The sequence below is a fragment of the Komagataeibacter rhaeticus genome (assembly GCF_011611525.1).
Taxonomy (GTDB): Bacteria; Pseudomonadota; Alphaproteobacteria; order Acetobacterales; family Acetobacteraceae; genus Komagataeibacter; species Komagataeibacter rhaeticus.
Window position 1 is genome coordinate 3,528,410 of record NZ_CP050139.1, and the last position, 19,454, is coordinate 3,547,863.

The window sequence follows — 19,454 nt, forward strand, 5'->3', positions numbered from 1 at the left end:
TTTCTTAGTGTCTGAGTCCCTGACATGGCTTATCGCGCCGCACAGCTATGGCGCACTGTTCGGGGTTGCACTTGTGCTTGGTGTTGCCGGGGCGTCGTTTGCTATTGCGCTGCCGCTCGCCTCTGCATGGTATCCACCACACTATCAGGGCACGGCGCTGGGCATTGCCGGGGCCGGCAATTCGGGAACGGCGCTCGCCTCGCTGTTCGCACCCGGCCTGGCCGTGCTTTATGGCTGGGTCAATGTGCTGGGACTGGCAACGCTGCCGCTGACCGCCGTGCTGGTCGCCTTTGTATTGCTGGCCAGTGAACCGCCGCAGCGCCGCTCCAGTGGCGGCCTGGTAACGTGGCTGCCCGTCCTGCGCAGCGGCGACTGCTGGCTGCTGATGTTCTTCTATGGTGTGACGTTTGGCGGCTTTGTGGGGCTCGCCTCGTTCCTGACCATCTACTTCAACGATCAGTATGCCCTGCCGCCCGCCATTGCAGGAAGCTGCACGGCAATGGTCGTGTTTGTCGGTTCGTTCGTGCGTCCTCTGGGGGGCGCCATGGCCGACCGGATTGGAGGGGAGCGGGCCCTGAGCATCCTGTTCGCGCTTGCGGTCGCCATCTTTGCCGTGATCGGCTTTAGCCTGCCCACGATCTGGCTGGCTTTCCCGGCCTTTTTCCTGGGCATGCTCGTGCTGGGTCTGGGCAATGGCGCGGTGTTTCAACTGGTGCCCATGCGTTTTCCCAGCCGGGTTGGTATCCTGACCGGGCTGGTGGGCATGAGCGGCGGGGTAGGCGGGTTCTATCTGGCGTCATCGCTGGGGGCCGCGCGTCAGGCCACGGGTTCTTACGGTCCCGGCTTCCTGGGCTTTGCCGGGGTTGCGCTGGTGGCGTTTGCCTGTGTTGGCGTGTGCCGCCGCCGCTGGGCGGCTGAACGCCCCCGGATGTCGGCTGAAGCCGATGCGGCCGCCTCTTCATAAAATCAGATCAGGAACGTATCCCGTGACCTGTATTTCCGACGTGCACCGGCCCGCTTCGCTTACGGTCGGCTTTACCACCGTTCTTGCCAGCCTGTTTACCGGGCATGCGGCCCATGCCGATACTCCGCCCGCCGCGGGTGTCACGGCAACCGGTATCCTGCCAACTGCGTCCCGTCCGCCTGAAAAGGCGGCCATCCACCGCCTGGCCCTGCCACACAGCCCTGACTGGGGTGTCTTCAACGCAGGCAAGGGGGCCGCCGCCGGGTTCGGCACCGTGGGTGGTTTTGGCCAGGCGCGCTGGGCCGAGGACTGGAGCGATATTGTCAATACACCCCCTGAACAGCGCCGCAATGACTGGTTCAACCGCCTGAAATACATTCCCCTGACAGATAAAGGCGATATCTGGCTGTCCATCAATGGGGAGGAACGGCTACGCTATGCCTTTGAAAACCAGCCGCAGATGGGGACCGCCGGCAAGACCAATGCCAGCCGCGTGCTGCTGCGCAGCCAGTATGGCGCCGACCTGCACCTGGGTGAACATGTCCGCGCCTATGCCGAGTTCCTGTGGGGCGAAGCGGGGGGATCGAACTATTATGGTTACCAGACCGGGGTGCAGCGCGAACGGCTTGATCTCCAGCAGGGCATTCTGGAGGTAAAGGGCAGGATGCTGGGGGCACGGATGGGCGTGATCGGCGGTCGCCAGATCTTTCTCGATGCTCCCGTTACCATGCAGTCTGCGCGCGACCTGACCAATGCCCAGCAGTCGTGGGATGGATTCCGTGGCTACGCGGTGTGGAAATCCTTCCGGCTGGACCTGTTCGATTTCATGCAGACCAGCAAGCTGCCGCGTAACGTATTCGCCGACGGCACGAACTACAACGCCCGGATGTATGGGATTTATACGTCCACGGCGCTGCCGAAGTTTTCGGTCATGGGGCAGAAAAGTCAGGTTTTTGCTGATGTGTTCTTCATTGGCTACCTGTTCAACGGTGCATCGGCGGCGCTGGCCACCACAACGGGCACGCAGGCCGGATCGACCCGCCGCGACAATATCGGTGCACGCGTGTGGGGGAATGTCGGCCCCTTCGATATCAGCCTGACGGGCGTGTTCCAGGGCGGCGAATTCCGTCCCGCCAGCGGGGGCGCAACACGCGCAGTGCGCGCCTATGCCGTTAACGGGACATTGGGATGGACGGCAAAAAGCCGGAAGGCAAAACCGTCCATCGCATTGCAGGGCGATCTGTTTTCAGGCGGGTCCTACCATAGTCAGGATGGCGCGGTCGGCACGTTTGCCACTCCCTATTTCCCGCTGCCGTATTATAATGACGTGACACTGGCCCTGACATCGCAGAACCTAGTCGGCATCGGGCCGGTCATTACGGCAGCCCCGCTGCCAAACCTGCATCTCAAGCTGCATGTCCCCGTTTTCTGGCGCGAAAGCACGCAGGATGCAGTGTATGGCACCGGTAAGATCTATAGCTGGTGTAACGGCCTTTCGGGCGGCTTTATCGGCACCACGTCCCAGACACAGCTTGCGTGGAATTTCGCGCCCCACTGGACATGGACGCACGATATCGCAGGCTTCGTCGCATCACAGGGGATGCACCGTGCGGGGGCGAAGGACGGGGCATTCTACATGCAGACCATGGAATTCAAATTCTGACAGCCGATTGTACGACAGGGGAAACGAACATGACCGGAACGCGAAACATCGTCATCATCGGCAACGGTATGGTTGGCCATTACTGTGCCGAACAGCTTGTGGCGCATGGTCTGCATGAGGACTGCGCGATTCACATTTTTGGTGACGAACTTCACGATGCCTATGACCGTGTGCACCTGACCGAATATATGAGCGGACGCGACGCGCTGGCGCTGCGCCTGCATGTGGATGATTTCCATACCCATCACGGCCTGACCCTGCACCGTGGCGTCAGGGTGACCCGCATCGACCGCGCAGCCCGGATGGTGGAAAGCGCCGAAGGCCCGCTACCTTACGACACGTTGATCCTTGCCACTGGTTCCATGCCGTTCGTGCCGCCGGTTCCGGGCAATACGGGCACAGCGGGGCTGGTCTATCGCACGCTGGATGACCTTGACATGATCCGGGCCGCAGCAGAGGGCGCATCGCACGGTGTGGTCATCGGCGGTGGCCTGCTGGGACTGGAGGCCGCCAATGCGCTGTCGGGGCTGGGCCTGTCCACGGCCGTTGTGGAATTCGCGCCGCGCCTCATGCCCGTGCAGCTTGATGATGATGGTGGTCAGGCCCTGAAGCAGCGGATCGAGGCACTGGGGATCGAAGTGCTTACATCCCATGCCACGCAGCAGATCTCCGCGGGCGAGACACATCGTCACCGCCTTGTCTTTGCCGATGGTACATTCCTTGAAACCGATCTGGTGGTCTTTTCCGCAGGCATCCGCGCGCAGGACAGGCTGGCACGTGACTGCGGGCTTGCCATCGGTCCGCGCGGCGGTGTTGTGATAGACGGGCAATGCCGTACGTCCGACCCGGCAATCTACGCAATCGGGGAATGCGCGTGCTGGAACGGGCAGGTTTTTGGCCTGGTGGCACCGGGCTACACCATGGCGCGCACGCTCGCATCCACCCTGGCGGGAGAAGAAGCTGCTTTTACCGGTGCGGACATGTCCACCAAGCTCAAGCTGCTGGGTGTGGATGTCGGCTCGATTGGCGATGCGCATGGCGCGACACCGGGTAGTCGGAGCTACCGTTTCATCGGGGAAGTGGACGGATCCTACCGCCGTCTTGTGCTCTCGGATGATGGCAGTCGTGTGATCGGGGCCGTGCTGGTGGGGGATAACGCCTATTACGACACGATCGTGCAATATGTACAGAACGCCATCAAACCCCCGGCGGACCCCGCGGCCCTGATCCTGCCGCGTGGGGAGGGAGCGGACCTGCTGGGTGCTGATGCACTGCCCGATACGGCCATGATCTGCTCATGCCACAATGTGACGAAGGGGGCGATCTGTACCGCCATTGAAGGAGGCTGTACGGATATTGCCGCCCTGAAGCAGTCCACAAAGGCCAGTACCGGCTGCGGCGGCTGTTCGGGCCTGCTCAGGAACGTATTCGAGACCGAACTCGAAGCGCGCGGTATTGCGGTTGACCACAGCCTGTGTGAACATTTTTCCTATACGAGGCAGGAACTGTATTCCCTTGTCCGTGTGCATGGGATCCAGACTTTTGAAGACCTGATGGCGCAATACGGCAATGGTGGCCTGGGCTGCGATGTCTGCAAGCCCGCTGTCGGTTCCATCCTGGCATCGGCCTGGAACAAGCCGATCACGGACCCGCTCTATATTCCGCTGCAGGACACGAACGACACGTTCATGGCCAACATGCAGAAAAACGGCACCTATTCGGTCGTGCCCCGCATTGCGGGCGGTGAGATCACACCGGACAAGCTGATTGTGCTGGGTCAGGTTGCGAAGAAATACGGTCTTTATACCAAGATCACGGGTGGCCAGCGCATCGATCTGTTTGGCGCGCAACTGGACCAGTTGCCCGATATCTGGGCTGAACTGCTGGAAGCAGGATTCGAGACCGGGCAGGCCTACGGCAAATCCACCCGGACCGTAAAATCATGCGTGGGCAGCACATGGTGCCGCTATGGCGTGCAGGACAGCGTGGGCAAGGCGCTGGATCTGGAAAACCGTTACAAGGGCCTGCGTTCGCCGCACAAGCTCAAATTCGCCGTATCCGGCTGCACCCGCGAATGCGCGGAGGCACAGAGCAAGGATGTGGGGGTGATCGCCACCGAGAATGGCTGGAACCTTTACGTTTGCGGCAATGGCGGCATGCGCCCGCGCCATGCGGAACTGTTCGCGACTGATCTCGATGCACAGACGCTGGTGAAATACATCGACCGTTTCCTGATGTTCTATATCCGGACAGCGGACAAGCTGCAGCGTACCTCGGTCTGGCGTGAAAATCTTGAAGGCGGGCTGGATTACCTCAAGGATGTCATCATCAACGACAGCCTTGGCATCTGCGCGGAACTGGAACGGCAGATGCAGATGGTGGTGGACCACTATCACTGCGAGTGGCGCGACGCGCTGACGGACCGTGAAAAACTCAAGCGGTTCCGCACCTTCGTCAATGACAGCCGCCCCGACCCGAACATCCGCACCATTCCCGAGCGCGATCAGGTCCGTCCAGCCGAAAACCTGCCCGAAACCGTAGCATCACCCGGCCCGCATGACTGGACCGAACTGTGCGGACTTAATGACCTGGTGGCAAAATCAGGTGTCGTAGCCTGGCATGACGGAAGCCAGATTGCCCTGTTCTACCTGCCTGCAACGCAGGGCGCGCCTGCCCGGGTCTATGCGATCGACAACCATGATCCGTTTTCAAACGCCAATGTAATCGGGCGCGGCATCATGGGCGACCTGAAGGGACAGGTGGTGGTGGCCTCCCCGCTCTACAAACAGCATTTCCGTCTGGAGGACGGACAGTGCCTGGAAGATCCCGCCGTCCGGCTGCGGACATGGGACGCCCGCGTGGAAAACGGGAAAGTGGCGATCCGGGCCCGGACGGCTACAGCCACGCCGGAACCCATTCCGGCCTGATCCCATGGCGCGGGAGGACATCCGCACGGTCTGCCCCTATTGCGGGGTGGGCTGTGGGGTCATACTGGAGGTGGAGAACGGCCGTATTGCAAAAGTGCGGGGCGATGGCGCGCACCCGGCAAATGGCGGCCGCCTGTGCACCAAGGGCAGTTCGTGCGACCGGCCGCTCCTGTCCGACCAGCGCCTGCGCCATGCCGCCATCCGCCCCCGGCGCGGGGAACAGGCCGTATCTGTGGGCATGCAGCAAGCTATCGACGCCACGGCGGAACGGCTGCGCGCCATCCTTGACGAGCATGGACCCGACGCCATTGCCTTTTACGTATCGGGGCAGATGTCGCTGGAAGCACAGTACCTGATCAACAAGCTGGCCAAGGGCTTTGTCCGCAGCCAGCATATTGAATCCAATTCCCGCCTGTGCATGGCCGCCGCGGGCACCGGCTACAAGCTGTCGCTTGGTGCCGATGCGCCACCGGGCAGCTATGAGGATTTCGACTGCACCGACCTGTTTTTCGTCATTGGCGCCAACATGGCTGACTGCCACCCGATCCTGTTCCTGCGGTTGATGGACCGCAAGCGGGCGGGTGCACGGCTGATCGTGGTTGACCCACGCCGGACGGCCACGGCGGAAAAGGCCGATCTGTACCTGCCCATCCGTCCCGGCACGGATCTGGCGCTGCTCAATGGCCTGCTGCATCTGCTGGTAAAAAACGATGCGATCGACAGGGACTTCATTGCCCGGAGCACGACAGGATGGGAGGCGATGGAACCCTTCCTGGATGAATATGCCCCCCAGACCGTGGCTGAAATCACCGGCCTGCCGGTCGAGGACATCCTGACCGCCGCGCGCTGGATTGCGGAGGCCGGGGAGTGGATGAGCCTGTGGACCATGGGCCTGAACCAGAGCATTGCCGGTACCTGGAACACCAACGCCCTGTGCAACCTTCACCTTGCCACCGGTGCCATCTGCCGCCCCGGCAGCGGGCCGTTCTCGCTGACTGGGCAGCCCAACGCCATGGGCGGGCGCGAGATGGGCTACATGGGGCCGGGCCTGCCGGGACAGCGCAGCACGCTGGTAGCAGCCGACCGTGCCTTTACCGAAGAACAGTGGTCGCTCCCCCCCGGCACCCTGCGCGAAACCGGGGGCAATGGCGTGATTGCCATGTTCGAGGCGATGGAACGCGGTGAGATCCGGGCATGCTGGGTCATCTGTACCAATCCCGTTGCCACCGTCGCCAATCGCCGCCATGTTGTCCGGGCGCTGGAGGCGGCCGAATGCGTGATCGTGCAGGATGCCTTCGCGGATAGCGAGACGACACGCTTTGCCGATATCGTGCTGCCCGCTGCCCTGTGGGCCGAAGGGGACGGCGTGCAGGTCAATTCCGACCGTACCATGACACTGGCCCGCAAGGCCGTGCCGCCGCCGGGCGATGCGCTGCCGGACTGGGACATCATTGCCCGCGTGGCGCGTGCCATGGGGTATGAGAAAGATTTTGCCTTCACCTCTGCCGCCGACGTGTTTGCCGAGGCCAGCCGGTTCGGCAACCCGAAAACCGGCTATGACATTGCAGGCGTCAGCCACGTACGGCTGCGCGAAGGGCCGGTGCAATGGCCCGCGCCCGCAGGCGACACGCAGGCCCGGCACCCGATCCGTTACCTTTGCCCCGACGGCACCGGCCCGGTCTTTGCCACGCCGGACGGGAAGGGCGTCTTTTTTGCCCGTCCGTGGATGCGGCCGGATGAATGGCCGGATGAGGAATTCCCCTTCGTGCTGAACAGCGGCAGGCTGCAGCACCAGTGGCATACGCTGACCAAGACCGGCCGCGTGGACAGCCTGAACCGCCTGAATCCCGGCCCCTTTGTAGAAATTGCCCCGCCCGATGCCCATGCGCTTGGCCTGACGCAGGACGATCGCGTAAGGATTACATCACGGCGGGGGCAGATTGTCCTGCCGGTCCAGATCTCCGCGCGAGTACGGCCCGGCACCTGCTTTGCCCCGTTCCACTGGAATGACCGTTTCGGGCCGGACCTGACGGTCAATTCCATTACACCGGATGCTGTTGACCCGATTTCGCTGCAACCCGGTTTCAAACTCTGCGCGGTGGCGCTGGAACGGGTAGAACAGGCCGCAGGCCCGGCCGCCGATGATGTGGAACCAGTCAGGAAAGGAGAGTCCGCCATGATGCTGCGCGCCCTTGCCAGCCATCTCGGTCTGGAGCGGCCGGACCAGTCCGTTGCCGCAACCCTGCCCGAGGAGGGACGGGCATGGCTGTCCGGGTTCCTTGACGGGCTGGAAATGGCCCCGCCGGGCGTGGGCGAGTTACCCGTGCTGCCCGCATCGGCACCTCTGCCGGCACAGGCGCGCGCGCGCATCAGCGGTATTCTTGCAGGCTTGTACAGCCGCATGCAGCCGGGTGAAGGCGGCGGGACCATGCCGGCGCCTGCGGCCGCCACGCCGGGTATCAGCGTATGGTGGGCATCTCAGACCGGGCGGGCGGAAGGACTGGCGGCCACGATCGTTGGCTGGCTGCGCGAAGCCGGCCACGCGGCGGAAGGAAAATGCCTTGATGCATTTGATGTAAACACCACCGCCGCGGGTCCGGCGCTGTTCGTGGTATCCACCTTCGGTGACGGGGACCCGCCAGACTGCGCCGCCCCGTTCTGGGACATGCTGCGTGAACGCCACGCCCCCATGGCCGGCCTGACATTTGCCGTGCTGGCGCTGGGGGATTCCTCGTATGCCAGTTTCTGCGGTTTCGGCCGTGCGCTGGACGGACGCCTGCGGGAACTGGGGGCGACGCCATTCCTGGAACGCATGGACTGCGAGCCGGATTTCGAGGATACGCTCGAGGCATGGCGGGCAAGCCTGCTCGAGGCCCTTGCGCAGGCCAGAACCGGTGGCCCGGTTGCCCCGCCCACGCTGGTGGAGGCACCAGCGCCCCCGGCTTCCGGCACGCGGGAGGCTCCCGTCATGGCCCGGCTGTCCATCAACGAACGCCTGTGCGCCGCAGGCGGCGGGAGGGACACGCGGCGCATTGGCCTGGATGTGAGTGGAACGGAACTGAACTGGCTCCCCGGCGATGCGCTGGGCATATGGCCCAGCAACCCGGCGGTCCATGTGCAGGCGGCCCTGCGCGCGCTGCGCCTGCCGGAAGAGACGCCCGTCGTGCTGCGCGGCTGCGGAACGGTGGGGCTGCGCGAAGCCCTTACGCGCCACCTTGACCTGAGCCGCCCCAACCCGGCCATGCTGGAAGCACTGGGTGGTTGTGCGCCGGGTTTCCTGCCCCACCTGCTGAACGATGCAGTGCTGTCGGTCACGGCGCAGGACATACCAAGCCTGTTCCGGCGCATGCAGCCGCGGCTTTACTCGATCGCCTCCTCGCCACAGGCATCCGGGCGGGTGGTGGAATTGACAATGGGGGTCAGCCTTACGCCATGGCCGGGCATATGCTCGAACTGGCTGGCGGGGCTGGAAGCGGGGGCGGACGTGCCGGTTTTCATCCAGCCCACCACGCATTTCCGGCTGCCGGCAGATGATGCCGCCGCCATGATCATGATCGGCCCCGGTACCGGCATTGCGCCATTCCGGGGGTTCCTGCAGGAACGCGCGGCACGGCAGGCTTCGGGCCGGAACTGGCTGTTTTTCGGAGAACGCCACGCGGCGGAAGGCTTCTACTATCATGATGAACTGGACGCCTTCCTGTCAAACGGGGTGCTGACGCGCCTTGATACCGCCTTTTCACGTGACCAGCCCGAGAGGGTGTACGTGCAGGACCGGATGGAAGCCGCAGGCAGCGAATTGTGGGACTGGCTGCGCGATGGAGCTTATATCTATGTATGCGGTGATGCGACCCGCATGGCGCGGGATATCGATGCGGCACTGCGCCGGATCGTGGCCCGTCACGGTGACCTGTCATCTGGCGATGCGGATGCATTCGTAAGCAACCTGACACGCGAAGGCCGCTATCTGCGTGATGTGTACTGATGTGTGAGGACATGGTGCCCGGCACGCGCCTAAGGGTGCTGGTCGCGGACGAAAACCCCCGCAGGGGCCATGCCCTGTCGGAGACGTTGCACGCCGATGCGTCGCTGGATGTCCTGACCGTTCCCCCCGGCACGGCGCTGGTCGATGCCGTGCGGGCCTGTCGGCCCGATGTCGTGCTGGTTGACATGAACAGGGCCGACCGTGACGCGCTGGACAGTATTCGCGCCCTGTCCTGTTCGGCACAGGAACGACCGGTCGCCCTGTTTGTGGATGAGGACGATGTGGAACTGATGGAAACGGCCTTTGATACGGGCATATGTTCCTACAACGTGCTTGAGGCACTACCCCGTGATGTAAAGCCGCTGCTGCGTGCCGCCATCGCGCTGTATGCCCGCTTTCGCCGCACACGCGATGAACTGACCGAAGCGCAGCGTGTGCTTGCCGAGCGTAGGATTATCGAACAGGCCAAGAGATGTTTCATGAAAAATGAAAAAACCAGCGAAGCGCAGGCCTATCGGTGGTTCCAGCGCCGGGCCATGCAGACATCGCGTCGCATCGCGGCCGTCGCCGGGGAGTATCTGGCATCGCAGAAAAAGGATGAGGCATCATGAACACACCGTTACGGATCGGCGTGCTGAAGCTGGCTGACAGCGCACCAGTCATCATGGGGCGGCACCAGGGCATTTTTGCCCGACATGGACTGGAAACCGAGATCGTCGTCTCCCCATCCTGGGCCAACATCGCCGATGGTCTGGCATGGAACCGGCTGGATGCGGCCGTCATTTTCGCGCCGCTGGCCATGATGACCGCGCTCGGGCGGCGCGGGCATGACACGGGGCTACGCCCGCTAGGCCGGATCAGTCGGAGTGGCAACACGATCATGCTGCGTGGCGCCAACCCGGTGGAAGGCACATGGAATGCCGGCTCCCCGGGGCGGCAGGCGTTTGACCTGTGGGCCATGAGCATCGGGAGAAAGCCGCGTATCGCCGTCGTGCATATGTATTCCACCCATCTCCTCATCCTCCGGCGTTTCCTGAAGATGATCGATGTCAGCATGGAGGATGAAATCGACCTCTCTGTCATGCCCCCGACCGACATGATCCATGCGCTGGCGGAAAACGCGATTGATGGCGGCTGTGTCGGTCCGCCATGGGGCACGGAGGCAGAACAACGCGGACTTGCCTTTCGCGTGGGCGGATCCGCCACCGTCCTGCCCGACCATGTTGAAAAGATCATTGTCGCATCGGGGAAACTCCTGTCGTGCGATGCGACGGGTCGCCGCATGTCGCATGCCCTGCGGGACGCGATTGCGTTCTGCCAGCAGCCGGGTCGCCGCGCGGACATCGCACGCGCACTGGCGGCCCCCGTTGCGGATGGCGGGCTGACATTGCCGCTGGCGGCGACGGAGGCCATCCTGCCCGGTGGGGACGCACGCGAATGCGTGACCTTTGCCGGGGGCAGCCTGCTGCCGTCCGACCTTGACTGGATCATAAGCGATATGACGGCGCTGGGGTGGGTGGACAATGCCGAACACCAGATGCTCATGCGCTGGATCGGTCCCGTGCCCGCCGATCCTGCCCCTGCCTGCGCGCGATCACTGTGAACCGTGCGGGGGAGGGAAACCATGCTGTTCAATTTCGAAATGGATTTTACCCTGTCATTACGCTGCGTTCCCATGATCGTGCGCATGAAGCTGGATCTGTGCGGTGTAAAACTGAGCCTGCGCCAGTGGAGCCGTTTTACGCAGCACGACAGGCAGGCACTGGTGGACCGCCCCGCCACCATGCCGCCGGAACGGGCGGCATACCGGTCGTTCCTCCTGCACCTGATCAGGACCCGGGCGGGAGAAGAGCCAAAACTGCTTCCACCGGCCCGGATGGAAGTCTGGCAACTGGCTGTTGGCGTGCCCGATGCGATCACGCTGAAAGCGCAATCCAGTGGGTTGAGGGCACCCACGCCCGAACAGTGGGGACATCTGTCGGCCCTACAGCGCTTCGCGCTCCTCAAGCTTACCAGGCCAGGGCACGAAAATCAGAATTTCGAACCGGCTCTGCGGGAATTTCTCGGTGAAATGCATAATTAAGGCTTCGGAAGTGTCGATCTCAGTGTCTGACCGAAAATGAGTTGAGTGATTTCAGTGGATTATGATTCATGGGCTGGGTCAATTCCTGATGAAAAACCCGGGTCAGTTCTCAGTGAAAATCAACAACGCAGATCCTTTATGCTGAGCGAATGCAGCCGTTTCATACTCTATCTTCGTCCTGTAATTTTGCTGTGTGGACAGAAGGTGTGATGAAAATCTGGATCTATTGTGCAATTAAATGAATTATCATTATGCACGTATAATAATTATTCATAAAATTTATATATTATATATCTGTGCAATTTTTTTCTATTTTATTTAATGACTTATAAGGCGATTTCATGGCTTGTCTTCTGGTTAGCATGCGATAGAGCGTTGCTTTGTGTACACCGAATCTTGCGGCTACTTCGGCGACCGGCATTCCATCATCTGTCACCATCCGGCAGGCTAAGACGGCCTCTGATGGCATAAGCTTTGCAGGGCGCCCCATATGGACCCCGCGTGCGCGGGCATGTTCGCGTCCCGCCGCAGTACGTTCGCGGATCTGAGCGCGCTCGAATTCCGCGATCCCGGCAAATACAGTGAGAATCATGCGTCCTGCCGGGGATGTTGTATCTGCCCAAGGTTCGGAAAGAGAGCGAAATCCGGCCTGTCTGTGCTGTAGGTACTCTGTGATTTCCAGTAGGTGCTTTGTAGAGCGTGCCAGACGATCAAGTCGGTGAACGATCACCACATCTCCTCGCCTGACTTTTTTCAGTAGCTTATTAAGTTCCGGACGATCTCGCTCCGCCCCAGAAACTTTTTCCCGGAAAACAAGAGCGCAACCGGCTTTGAGCAGGTACTCCAGCTGAACGTCCAAGGTCTGCTCGTCGGTACTTACTCGGGCATAGCCAATCAACATTCTATCTTCGTTCAATGTTATATCGCCAATGAATATAAAAACACATCTCGTAAGATATGAATAGACATTATGCAAGATATGTCGCATAATTCTTAACTTTTTATATGTGATTTTTTTTATATCGTTTACTTATGACTCATGCAATTATTTTTATTTATGCGAAATAATTGCAGTAAAATTCATATAATAGGAATATAGTCCTATACCAATTCTATCACTCCCCTTGCTCGCACATGTTAAAGCTTACGAAAAACCACCTGTGGGGAAAAGCCGCCATGACCCGTGTCGCACTCTATGCTCGCTATTCCTCGGACAACCAGCGGGCGGCTTCTATCGAGGACCAGTTCCGCCTCTGTGAAGAGCGCGCCGCGCGCGAGGGCTGGCAGGTGGTCGATTACTATCGCGACGCGGCCATCTCCGGGGCCAGCATGATCCTGCGTCCCGGCATCCAGACCCTGCTCCGCGACGCCCAGGCCGGGCAGTTCGACATCGTGCTCGCTGAAGCCCTCGATCGCGTGTCCCGCGACCAGGCCGACGTCGCCACCCTGTTCAAGCGCCTACAATTCGCCGGCGTCACTATTGTCACCCTGGCGGAGGGCGAAATCAGTGAGCTTCACGTCGGCCTCAAGGGCACGATGAACGCGTTGTTCCTCAAAGACTTGGCCCTGAAGACCCATCGCGGCCTGCGCGGCCGGGTCGAGGCGGGTAAATCCGGCGGCGGCCTGTGCTACGGCTATCGCGTCGTGCATCAGATGGACGTGCGAGGCGAACTGATCCGGGGCGACCGCGAGATTGACGACGCACAGGCGGAAATCGTCCGCCGCATCTTCCGTGAGTTCGCGTCCGGACGCAGCGCGCTTGCCATCGCCGGCCGCCTGAACGACGAAGGTATCCTCAGCCCCACGGGCGGCAAATGGAACAATACCACCCTACGGGGCAACGCCCTGCGTGGCACTGGCATTCTGAACAACGAGCTTTATATCGGCCGGCTGGTGTGGAACCGGTTGCGCTACCTGAAAGACCCGCAGACCGGCAAGCGCGTGTCCCGACTCAATCCGCAATCGGAGTGGATCGTCACCGAGGTGCCGGACCTACGGATCATGGATGATGATCTCTGGCAGGCCGTCCGTGCCCGGCAGGCGCTGATCGCTGAGAAGAGCGTGAACATCAGTGCCGGCATCCGGGCGTCGATCAACAAGCTCAATGGCCAGCGCCGTCCAAAATCGCTCCTGTCGGGGTTGGTGTTCTGTGGGGTATGCGGCGGTCCCTGCTCGATCCGGGGCGGCGACCGATTCGCCTGCTCCACCCACATGGACAACCGCTCCTGCACCAACAGGACCACGATCCGTCGCCCGGAACTGGAAGACCGCGTGCTGTCGGGTCTCAAGGACCGGCTGATGACGCCGGAAGCCGCCGCCGAGGCGATGCGCGCTTATGTGGAAGAAACCAATCGCGCCAACCACGAACGCCGCGCCAGCACGGCCGGCTGGCAGACGGAACTGACCAGGCTGCGCAAGGGGCTGAAACAGATGCTCCAGGTGATCGAGGATGGCGGCTATACGCGCGGCATGGTCGAGCGCATGCGCGAAATGGAGGCCCGTGAGGATGAACTGGTCGCTATGCTTGCCGCCCAGCCGCAGGACGTGCCCGATATCCATCCCAACGTCGCCGGGATCTTCAAAAACAAGGTCGAACGGCTGGCGGAAACCCTGAACCATCCCGAGGACCGTCAGGATGCCTCCGAGGCCATCCGCGCGCTGATCGAGAAGATCGTGCTCCATCCCGGCAAGGGCCGGGGCGAGATGCACGCCACGCTCCATGGCGAACTCGGAAACCTGCTGGATTTCGCCGCCTCACGCGGTCAGGGGACCAAAAACACGAACACTCCCGGAGCCAGGGCTCCGGGAGTGTCGGTATCAGTGGTTGCGGGGGCAGGATTTGAACCTGCGGCCTTCAGGTTATGAGAAAGATTTTTTAGCCTACGCTGGCCAGCGCCCGTGCCGACAGAATAGCGCTGGACCACGAAAACCCTTTGTTTTTACTTGAAAAATAGCCCCGTCGGGATACGTCATTCGTTCATCGACTACGCTCGGTTGCGCTCTCATCTGTTTCCTATGTGTTTCCTGCGGTGGAGGCGAGAATGGCCCGGCTCAACAAGAAAACCGTCACGGCAGCGACGCCCGAAGCAAAAGATTATTTCCTGTGGGATGACAGCATCCCGGCCTTTGCGGTCCGGGTCTGGCCATCGGGCCGCAAGGTCTACGTCATTCACTACCGCTCTGGCGGGAGGCTGCGGCGTTACACGATTGGCCAGCATGGCAGCCCGTGGACGGCGGATCTCGCCCGTGATGAAGCCATCAGGATCCTCGCACGGGTTCATACCGGGGAAAATCCGGCGGATAAACGGTCCGATGACCGCAAGGCCATGACTGTCGCGAGCTTCTCCAGACGCTTTCTCGACGAATATGTCGATGTCCACCTGAAACCCAGAACACGGGGAGAGTACAGGCGCTCGGTGGAACTGTTCATTGTCCCGAAATTCGGAAGCTGGCGGATGGCTGACCTTTCGCGAGCTGAAGTCGTCGAATTCCATGGCAGTTTCCGGCATATCCCCTATCAGGCCAACCGGACGCTAGGCGTTCTGTCAAAGATGTTCAGCCTTGCCGATCTATGGGGTATCCGCCAGGACGGTGTGAATCCATGCCGGGGCGTCAAACGCTACCGGGAGGAAAGACGCGAGCGTTTCCTCACCTGGGATGAGTATGCCCGGTTAGGAGGCAGCCTCGACGAGGCCGCCGAAGATATGCCCGAAGCGGCACGGGCCATCCGTCTGCTTGCCCTCACGGGTTGCCGGTTGCGGGAAATCCAGACGCTCCAGTGGGCGCATGTCTGGCTGGGTGAAGCCGAACTGCGCCTCCCCGACAGCAAAACCGGAGCAAAAACTGTCCAGTTGGGCACGGCGGCGGTTGATGTCCTGAAGGCCACCCGTCGCCTGCCCGACAATCCCTATGTCATCACCGGACGCAAGGCTGGCGAATATCTCACTGACCTGCAAAAGCCGTGGCGTCGTATCCGCAAGGCGGCAGGGCTGGATGGCGTCAGGCTCCACGATCTCCGTCATTCCTTTGCATCGGATGCCCTGGAGATGGGAGCGGACCTGACAATGATCGGCCGGATGCTGGGCCATAGCGACATCAAGACCACCTCCCGCTACGCCCATCTAAAGCGGGAAAATGTCAAACGCTCGACGGATCAGGTCGCCCAGCGCATTTCATCCGCGCTCACCGATTCAAGAATACAGGCCTGAATGCCGATCATACCCAATCAAGGGTCTGTCCGTCAGCATCGACCCGCGTTTTACGTCTCGGGAACAACCAGCACATAGCTGGTGCTTCTTCCTCCTGCAGCCTCCCTGGCCAGAATATCCCGCGATACAAGGTCATTGATATCTCGCAGGGCGGTATCCGGGGATGTCTTCGCCAGCTTTGCCCATTTGGATGAGGTCAGCTTGCCCTCGAACCCGTCGAGCAGACGGTTGAGCATGAGACGCTGCCGGTCATTGATCGATTGTCCGGCCAGATTGTCCCAGAAACGGGCCTTCTGGATGACCTTTCCCAGAACCAGTTCAGCGCGATCAAAGGCGCGATCCAGCGCCCCCAGAAACCAGTGAAGCCAGGACGTGATGTCCATATCCCCCTTCTGGGTAGCCTCAAGGATTGCGTAATAATCCTTCCGTTCCTGCCGGATCTGGGCCGACAGGCTGTAGAAACGCTGCTCTGTCTGTTCCGAACGCGCCAGCATGAGGTCACCGATAGCCCGTGCCATGCGCCCGTTTCCATCCTCAAACGGATGAATGGTGACAAACCACAAATGTGCGATGGCTGCCTTCAGCACAGGATCCAACGCTTGCCCGGCACTGCACCAGTTGAGGAAGACCTGCATCTCTGTGGGCACCCTGCTGGCTATCGGCGCCTCATAATGAACCTTCTCTCGTCCGACAGGGCCTGACACGACCTGCATCGGGCCCGTTCTGTCATCACGCCACTCTCCGACCAGAATGCGCGACATGCCGTTTCGCCCGGTCGGAAACAAAGCCGCATGCCAGGCGAACAGCCTATCTTCGGTCAGCGGATCGGCATAATGCGTGGTCGCATCCAGCATCATCTCCACGACGCCTTCGACATCCCGATCCACCGGTGCCAGCGCACCAATATCCATGCCCAGTCGGCGGGCGATGGAAGAACGCACCTGCTCACGATCAAGGTTTTCGCCCTCGATCTCGCTCGACTTGATGACATCTTCCGTCAGGGTCTGGAGCACGGCTTCCGACCTGAAATCGAAGCCAAGGCTTTCCATACGGCCCAAGAGGCGTCCCTGCCGATGACGCACCGCAGCTAGTTCATGGGCAATGGTATCCTTGTCCCACTGGAAGCCGGGCCAATCTTCATGCTGATGAATGTATCGCGCCATATTCCCTGCACTCCTTGCGGAGAATATAGCGCTTAATCACCGCAAACTGTAAGGCTATATCCGCATGATATGCGGCGAATAAATTCATTATTCCTGCACACACTGGCCGAGCGCCTAGCAGAGGAACTCCCGCTACCTTTTCCACCCCTCCCGAAAAGCTGTGCCGCCTTTTGCACACCAGATCGTCCTTCACCCTTCTTCCCGACGGAAAAATGACGGCAATGGGGGGTAAACGGAATGTCCGTTCGTAGCGTAGAACTTAAAATACCGGACGTTCGTTTGGGTTGGCGTCGGCTTGGTGGTTTTATTTATAATTCCCATTCGATTGTTTATCGTCGTATCAAATTCATATTTATCAAGAATTTATAAAATTATAAATTAACAATGCCATGGTCGATACCATACTTCAAACTAAAGGCCGAGAGGCGCTCCCTTTTGCCGTTCGACAACGATTCGCCAAGACTACAGACGGACGTCGGAAATATGGCCGATCTTGGGACATTCGAGATTGTCGGCTTCGGATCAGGAACGCGTTGATTCCCGTCGAAGATGGAAGCACGCCTGCTTTCTATATGCTACCTTCATCATCCAACTCGGACTGGTCCGAGCAAGCATCTAAGGCGGCGAACCGGTCAGCAACCTCTGCGGCGCACGACGGCAGCACCATTTTCGATGACGTGGACGACTAACCCCAGGCTGCGTCGCTGAGCCACGTGTAGCCCACGATGAAATGCAGATGGCGTTACCACATGGACTGATATCGACCTATGAGACCGCCAAGCGCTCACTGTTTTTCCAGCAGCATCTCGAAGTCAGACGCCTTGCGAACGTCGCCCATCAATGCGTCAATGCCCGGTTCCTTACGCCGCACACGCAGCAGGTCTTCAGACATACGCCGATCCACATACAACACGTCGCAATAGGCAGCGAGCACGGCAAGATGACGATCATGGAGGTCGCTGCCCGGCAGCTTTTCCCTCGGCTGGCGATGCGCTTGGATTGCCTCCTCAATTGCGAAGCTGGGGATGAGATTCATCGACACATGCTTCAGGCTGGCAAATGATCGACCGGTCACCTCGGCCGCCACCCGCAGCAAGCTGCGGAAGTAACCCAGCCGGATCAGATCACCGACGACGCACTCGTCGCGGATCTCTGCCTCATCTACACCCTGACCAGTCAACGTGGACACCAGCAGATCGCGAACGGTGGAGCCTGAGGCTGGACCCATAGCAATCGTCCGCTCGATGAAGGCATCGGCGATGGCCCGCGCCTTGACCTCATCTCCATCGGTGCCACGCAACGCCCGCTGGAATGCCTGCTGATGGATCCCTGACAGCTTGGCGCGAATTGTCGCCGGGTTGGCGATGTACATCTTCGATAGCGCGCCGACTGTCTGGGTTTTGTCGAACATCTGCATCGAGCCCAGCGATGCAACTGCAGTGACATGATCCTGACGGGAATGAATGTCCGGCCGGATCGCCTCCCAGACCCAGCCGTGCTCACCGATTGCCTGTCGCCCGTTGCCGGTCATCAACAGCAACTGCCGTGCATGATCGCGGACCGCGGCCAGATCGCTATGCCCCTCGCATACCGCCATCACCTCGGCGGCGAAGATATCAACAATCGAGCCAAGGCCTTTTTGGGCCGGTGAAAGGCGTAGCCACGCCATGAAAGGCATGGCCTCCAGGCTCGCAACCCGATCAGCAGCGCAGGCATCATCCTTGCCGCCGAGCAATTCCTCCAGATGGTGCCAAGAGAGCAACGGCACACGGCCTTGGTCCATGAGCCGCAGGTGTAGGCTCTCCGCGCGCTGCCGGACATCCGGCTTCGGCGAACGCATGGCATCGAGCCAGAGCGACCAGTGCGAACTATCCGGTGCGATGATGCTGGCCTTGCCGATCATACCTACGAATCCCCCCAGCATCCATCGACACCTTCAAGCAGGGTCATTTCCAGAATGTCCGCTATTGGGAACATTTTCAACAACCTGCAATGACTGGCATGAGGCGACAGCCGTCAGTCTGCTCCTTCATCACTGAGCGGACAGGCAGGTCAGCAGGGAAAGAACGAACCCGCTGCGTGGGATTGGTGTGACGTGGAGGTCTATCACTACGGCGTGAGCGCCCTGTTTTGTTTGGAGCTGTCCAGATCGGGTCAAGCACCCTGGATTCTTCCCACTAAAAGGAGCTGGATGATGACAGAGTCCCTGTGCATTGCTGCATCAGTCCCCTTCGCCAGCGCTTGCTTGATGACATGACGGTACGGCGGTTCTCCCGGAGACGTAGCGGAATTACCTTCGCGATGTCGGTCGTTTCGCCACGTTTCTGGGCCGCTCGCCCCGTACGGCAACAGCCGAGGATGTGCGCCAGTTCCAGATCGCGCAGAACGAGGCCTGCATGCCGACACCGACCATGAACGCCATCGTGTCGGCACTACGGTTTTTTTACCCGGATGGGTTGTTTCA

12 protein-coding genes and 1 pseudogene are annotated in these 19,454 nt (G+C 60.7%); 10 read left to right on the plus strand and 3 right to left on the minus strand.

The window, feature by feature from the left end; all coding sequences use genetic code 11:
• Window positions 1-7: 7 nt before the first annotated feature.
• The 7 genes from GWK63_RS16385 to GWK63_RS16415 are packed head-to-tail and all read left to right on the plus strand — an operon-like array spanning window position 8 to window position 11,619.
• A complete protein-coding gene (locus tag GWK63_RS16385; protein WP_240919157.1) occupies window positions 8-964 on the plus strand; it encodes an MFS transporter in 957 nt (318 codons plus the stop codon).
• 22 nt (window positions 965-986) lie between these two features.
• Complete coding sequence (locus GWK63_RS16390; RefSeq protein WP_112209758.1) at window positions 987-2,627, plus strand: alginate export family protein; 1,641 nt, start codon at window positions 987-989, stop codon at window positions 2,625-2,627.
• 29 nt (window positions 2,628-2,656) lie between these two features.
• The gene (gene nirB / locus GWK63_RS16395) at window positions 2,657-5,554 is read left to right on the plus strand and encodes a nitrite reductase large subunit NirB (protein WP_112209760.1); all 2,898 of its coding nucleotides are present in this window, start codon (window positions 2,657-2,659) and stop codon (window positions 5,552-5,554) included.
• Between the two features lie 4 nt (window positions 5,555-5,558).
• Window positions 5,559-9,536, plus strand: coding sequence for a bifunctional nitrate reductase/sulfite reductase flavoprotein subunit alpha (locus tag GWK63_RS16400; protein WP_034932169.1), 3,978 nt, complete (start codon window positions 5,559-5,561; stop codon window positions 9,534-9,536).
• A complete protein-coding gene (locus GWK63_RS16405) occupies window positions 9,536-10,147 on the plus strand; it encodes an ANTAR domain-containing response regulator (protein ID WP_010515344.1) in 612 nt (203 codons plus the stop codon). The genes GWK63_RS16400 and GWK63_RS16405 overlap by 1 nt, the downstream gene beginning before the upstream one ends.
• Window positions 10,144-11,139, plus strand: a complete 996-nt coding sequence (locus GWK63_RS16410; protein WP_019092084.1) for an ABC transporter substrate-binding protein — start codon at window positions 10,144-10,146, stop codon at window positions 11,137-11,139. Before GWK63_RS16405 ends, GWK63_RS16410 begins: the two co-directional genes overlap by 4 nt.
• A 21-nt stretch (window positions 11,140-11,160) precedes the next feature.
• Window positions 11,161-11,619, plus strand: a complete 459-nt coding sequence (locus GWK63_RS16415) for a nitrate reductase associated protein (protein WP_034932173.1) — start codon at window positions 11,161-11,163, stop codon at window positions 11,617-11,619.
• 286 nt (window positions 11,620-11,905) lie between these two features.
• On the opposite strand, the gene GWK63_RS16420 is transcribed toward GWK63_RS16415, so the two are convergent.
• Window positions 11,906-12,520, minus strand: coding sequence for a recombinase family protein (locus GWK63_RS16420; RefSeq protein ID WP_166498176.1), 615 nt, complete (start codon window positions 12,518-12,520; stop codon window positions 11,906-11,908).
• Between the two features lie 275 nt (window positions 12,521-12,795).
• Between GWK63_RS16420 and GWK63_RS16425 the strand changes: the two genes are divergently transcribed.
• Together GWK63_RS16425 and GWK63_RS16430 are read left to right on the plus strand one after the other, a co-directional pair.
• Entirely contained in the window at window positions 12,796-14,484 is a 1,689-nt protein-coding gene (locus GWK63_RS16425; protein ID WP_112209839.1) for a recombinase family protein, read from the plus strand.
• A gap of 176 nt (window positions 14,485-14,660) precedes the next feature.
• On the plus strand, window positions 14,661-15,827 hold the full coding sequence (locus GWK63_RS16430; RefSeq protein ID WP_007400122.1) for a site-specific integrase: 1,167 nt from the start codon (window positions 14,661-14,663) through the stop codon (window positions 15,825-15,827).
• Between the two features lie 50 nt (window positions 15,828-15,877).
• On the opposite strand, the gene GWK63_RS16435 is transcribed toward GWK63_RS16430, so the two are convergent.
• Window positions 15,878-16,990: a Fic family protein gene (locus tag GWK63_RS16435; protein WP_007400121.1), complete on the minus strand. Its 1,113-nt coding sequence runs from the start codon at window positions 16,988-16,990 to the stop codon at window positions 15,878-15,880.
• A gap of 784 nt (window positions 16,991-17,774) precedes the next feature.
• Window positions 17,775-18,893 carry a hypothetical protein gene (locus GWK63_RS16440; protein WP_202795787.1) on the minus strand — a complete coding sequence of 373 codons (1,119 nt, stop codon included), beginning with the start codon at window positions 18,891-18,893 and terminating at the stop codon, window positions 17,775-17,777.
• A 421-nt stretch (window positions 18,894-19,314) separates the two neighbouring features.
• Here GWK63_RS16440 and GWK63_RS17585 point away from each other — a divergent pair.
• Window positions 19,315-19,386, plus strand: a pseudogene (locus GWK63_RS17585) (phage integrase N-terminal SAM-like domain-containing protein); the annotation flags it as partial.
• Window positions 19,387-19,454: the final 68 nt, after the last annotated feature.